Genomic DNA, 4,222 nt, shown 5'->3' on the forward strand with positions numbered 1-4,222 from the left:
ACCCCTTCTACGTCGGCCTGGCGGTGCGGGCGCGGGCGCGGTGGGGGCGGCGGACCATGGGAGCGGACCCGCCGCTGTCAGCGGGGGTACCGCGCTCCGTGCCGTGTCGAAGCCGGCCCGGAGGTCACCCCGACCGATCTTCCTGAGGCACCCGGATGACGAGCGTGGCCCTGCTCGCCGCGCAACCGCGTGCCGGGCGGCGGCGCCCCGGCCCACTGGTCCGCTTGGCTGATCCTGGCCGGCCGCTGCGGCGCAGGTGTGTGGCGTACCCGGGCGCGGCGGGGGCGCGGAGAGACGCTTGGACCCCCATTGCGCCCACCTTCGGAGCTGTGATGAAGCGCACCCATGCGGCGGCCTCCTGTGCCGCCGTCACCCTGCTCACCTCGCTGCTGGCCGGCTGTTCCGGCAGCTCGACCTCGACGAGCGGCTCGTCCACCTCCAGCAGTTCCTCCGGCGGCGGCGACGAAGCCACCGCCGCGGCCGTCGCCAGCTCACAGCCCGGCCAGCCCACTGTGGCCACGAAGTCCGCGGGCAAGCTCGGCACCATCCTCGTGGACGCCAAGGGCCGCACCCTCTACCTCTTCGCGGCAGACTCGAAGAACAAGTCCACCTGCACCGGCGCCTGCGCCGTGGCCTGGCCGCCGCTGCTGACCACCAGCACCGCCAAGGCCGGCAGCGGCACCGACAAGAAGCTGCTGGGCACCGCCCCGCGCTCGGGCGGCGCCAAGGAGGTCAGCTACAACGGCCACCCGCTCTACTACTACGTCGGCGACACCAAGCCAGGCCAGACCAACGGCCAGGGCATCAACCAGTTCGGCGCCCTGTGGTACGTCGTGAACGCCAAGGGCAAGCAGGTCACGAGCTGACCGGGTCCCGCGCCAGCGCGCGACCGCCCCGCCGCAGCCCCGCGGTGCGCGCGGTGGCTGTCGTGCTCGGCATCCTGCTGCCGATCGCCGTCGGCCTCGGCATCTACTTCTTCGGCAGGCACCACACCCCCGACTACAACAACGGCCTGTACGGGCAGCACGGCACCGACGCGGTCGACCTCAAGGCCCGCCTCGGCAGCGCCCTGCTCTGCCTGGCCCTGATCCAGCTCGGCCTCGCCCTGTGGATGTACGGCCGGCTGCCCGGCCTGCGCGCCGCCCCACGCCCGGTCAGGATCGGCCACCGCGCCCTGGGCTTCTTCGCCTTCCTGTTCTCCCTGCCGATCGCCTGGCACTGCCTGGCCACCTACGGCGTCGAGACCAGCAGCCCGCGCGTGGCGATCCACTCCGTGGCCGGCTGCGCCTTCTACGGTGCCTTCGTCGCCAAGGTGCTGGTGGTCCACTCCCGCCGGCTGCCGGGCTGGCTGCTGCCGATCATGGGATCGCTGCTGGTCATCGGCATCGCCCTGCTCTGGTATACCGCAGGCCTGTGGGTGCTCAACGGCGACTCCGTGCCCGGCCTGTCCTCCACCTGACACACCGTCCCGCGGTCCTGCTGGTGCGCCGCCGTCCGGGGAACCGGGTACGGCGGTCGGCCCCGGCGCGGGACGGCTGCTCAGGCGCCCTCCGCCGCCAGATCCGCGAGCGCGTCCGGGTGCCGCGGGGTCCAGCCGAGTTCGCGCCGGGCACGGGCGCCGGTGAGCTGCTGGTCGAGGGCGAACGCCTCGGCCATCGGACCCATCCGCTCCACGGCCTGGTCGAGGGTGAGCCTTTCGACACCGCCGGGGTGGCCGGCCGCCACCGAGAGCGCCTGAACGATGTCGGCCAGCGGAATGTTCTGGTCGCTGACGCCGACGTAGACCGAGCCGGGGGTCGCGTCCAGGGCCAGCACGTACAGCTCGGCGAGGTCGTCGACGTGGACGAGCGCCCAGTGGCCGCCGCCGTCGCCGTCGCCGATCAGCGGGACCACCCCGGAGGCCCGGCCGGGTTCGGTGAAGAACGCCCTGGTCAGGTGGCCGCCGTTGCCGTAGACAAGGCCCGGCATGACGATCACGGGTCGTCCGCCGCGATCGGCGTCCGCCAGCACCTTCTCCTCGTTGGCCACCCGCCAGACGGTGATCTGCGGCGGAGCCTTCGGCGCGTCCTCGTCCACCACACCGCCGGTGTTGCCGTACACCCACACCCCGCCGGTGTGGACGTAGGCGCCGCGGCCGTCCAGCCCGGCCTGCAGGGCGCGCGCCGCGGCCAGGTCGACGGCCGCGGCGTCGGGACCGGTGCTCGCGCCGAGGTGGATCACGCCGTCGGCCTGCTCCGCGGCGCGGCGCAGGACCTCCGTGCCGGTCAGCTCTCCGCGGACGGGCGCGGCCCCCAGCGCGGCCACCGCGGCGGCGGAGGACTCGCTGCGCGCCAGTGCCGTGACGTCGTGGCCGGCGCGGACGAGTGCCGGAATCACGGACCTGCCGACGTAGCCGGAACCACTGGTGAGGAAGACACGCATGACGAACCCCTTCACAGATACCTGGAACAGCCGCGTTCGTCTCGCAGGGGAGCCGACCCTTTCCGCTGTCGGGCCCCGTGCGGGCACGCCCCAACACCTGATCACGGGCGTCGTCCGCATCGCCAACAGCTGACCGCCCCGCGACGGCGGCCGGGCGACCGGTCGCCGCCGGCCGGACCGGTCGAGACCCGCGCCTGCCGGCAGGAGGTGACGGTCAGCACGGGCTGGGCCGGCCTGGTCGCCACGTTCAGCGACCACCGGGCTCTCGCACCGGAGCGGCTGACGCGCCTTCAAGCGGTGCTGGACGAGGCGATCGAGGATCTCGGCGTCAGCATCGCCGTGTCGCACGGGGTGCGTGCCGCGTTCGTTACGCGTCGACAAGGTCAGGGCGCCGCCGTGCGGGCCGTGGTGAAGGCCAGCAGGAGTGCGGCCGTACGCGGCGGGTCTTCCACGATGGGGGTGTGGCCGGCGCCGGGGAGCACGTCGACCCTCGCGCCCGGCACCGCGTCGTACTCGGCGGCGGACGAGGGGCGCCATCTGCGGTCCTGGTCGCCGAAGATGACCTGGAGCGGCTTGCCGAGGGCCGTCAGCCGGTCGGGGATCGCCTGCCGGCTCAGATAGGCGACTGCCGCCTGCCCCGCGGCGGCGAGGGCCTGGTAGCTCATACCGCTGATGTCGTCCACGAAGGCTTGCGGGACGTCGTACCCGGCGCGGAAAGCGGTGCTCGCGATGCGGCGGATCTGCTCGTCGCCCGGCGGCCACCGCGAGGGGTCGATCGGGGCGGACGCCGGTGCGGTGAAGGCGGCCGGGCTGGGTCCGGTGTTGATCAGGACGAGTGCGGTCACCAGCTCGGGGCGCTGCTCGGCGAGAGCGGTCGCGGCGTAGCCGCCGCTGGAATGGCCGACGACGACGGCGTGTCCGACGCCGAGCCGGTCCAGCGCCTCGCCGAGCGTACGGCCCTGCTCGGGTATCCCGTAGCCGTGGCCGGCCGCCGGTGCGGACGACCGGCCGTGCCCGGGCAGGTCGATCCGGATGACGCGGTGGGACGGCGCGAGCAGCGGTACGAGCGCGTCCCACGAGCGGGTCGAGGAGGCGGATCCGTGGATGAGCAGCAGCGCGGGGGCGTCCCGAGGGCCGTCCTGGGTCACGTGGACGCCGCCAGCGTCCAGCGGAAGGACCGTGTCCTCAGCGGTCGGTGCGCCGCCGTCCGCGTGCGGTAGCCCGTCGGAAAGAGTCATGGGTCCACTGTGGCATCCGGGGTACGCGCGCGCGGCCGGCCGCGGCCGTTCCATGGTGCGAGGGGCACTCCGCGGGCGCCGGTCCTGGCGGTGAAGACGCCGCCGTCCGCGCAGGCGACCGCGCCCACCGTGCCCGCGAAGCCGTGTCCGCGCACGACCTCGACGCGTGTCCCGTCCCGGCCGTATCCGCCCTTCGAAGACCCGGCCCTCCTCGACGTCCACCCGCAGCAGGCGCTCGCGCGAAGCGTCCCAGAGCGGACCCTCCGCGAGCCGGAAGCCGCCGGTGAGCGCGGGCCGGGCGCGGAAGACCGGGAGGTGCGGGTCAGGCATCGGCGCATACGCTGCTGGCGCCTGGTTCACTCAGCCGTGACCGCATGCACGCTGCGGCGCTTGGCCGTTCCTTTCCGCCGATGGTGCGCGGTATGCCCAGAATGCGGCGAATGTCCGAAAATGCACGGTCACAGGGAGGGTGCACCGGGATGTCCGGCCCGCCCCCCCCGCGTTCTCGGCGGTGGGGGGCGGGCGGGTGGGGCGCCCGGATCCGCGTACCCGCGCAGGCCGCC

The 4,222-nt window shown here is 74.0% G+C and carries 4 protein-coding genes; 2 read left to right on the plus strand and 2 right to left on the minus strand.

Annotated elements, in window-relative coordinates:
• Positions 1–332: 332 nt before the first annotated feature.
• Positions 333–866, plus strand: coding sequence for a COG4315 family predicted lipoprotein (locus V7E46_RS05450; protein WP_333767339.1), 534 nt, complete (start codon positions 333–335; stop codon positions 864–866).
• 53 nt (positions 867–919) lie between these two features.
• Positions 920–1,459 carry a DUF6529 family protein gene (locus tag V7E46_RS05455; protein ID WP_443053995.1) on the plus strand — a complete coding sequence of 180 codons (540 nt, stop codon included), beginning with the start codon at positions 920–922 and terminating at the stop codon, positions 1,457–1,459.
• A gap of 80 nt (positions 1,460–1,539) precedes the next feature.
• Here V7E46_RS05455 and V7E46_RS05460 read toward each other — a convergent pair whose 3' ends face one another.
• Together V7E46_RS05460 and V7E46_RS05465 are read right to left on the minus strand one after the other, a co-directional pair.
• Positions 1,540–2,421, minus strand: a complete 882-nt coding sequence (locus V7E46_RS05460; protein ID WP_333767340.1) for an NAD-dependent epimerase/dehydratase family protein — start codon at positions 2,419–2,421, stop codon at positions 1,540–1,542.
• A 383-nt stretch (positions 2,422–2,804) separates the two neighbouring features.
• Entirely contained in the window at positions 2,805–3,659 is an 855-nt protein-coding gene (locus V7E46_RS05465; RefSeq protein WP_333767341.1) for an alpha/beta fold hydrolase, read from the minus strand.
• Positions 3,660–4,222 lie beyond the last annotated feature (563 nt).

Source organism: Streptomyces sp. IBSBF 2435 (genome assembly GCF_036815005.1).
Taxonomy (GTDB): domain Bacteria; phylum Actinomycetota; class Actinomycetes; order Streptomycetales; family Streptomycetaceae; genus Actinacidiphila.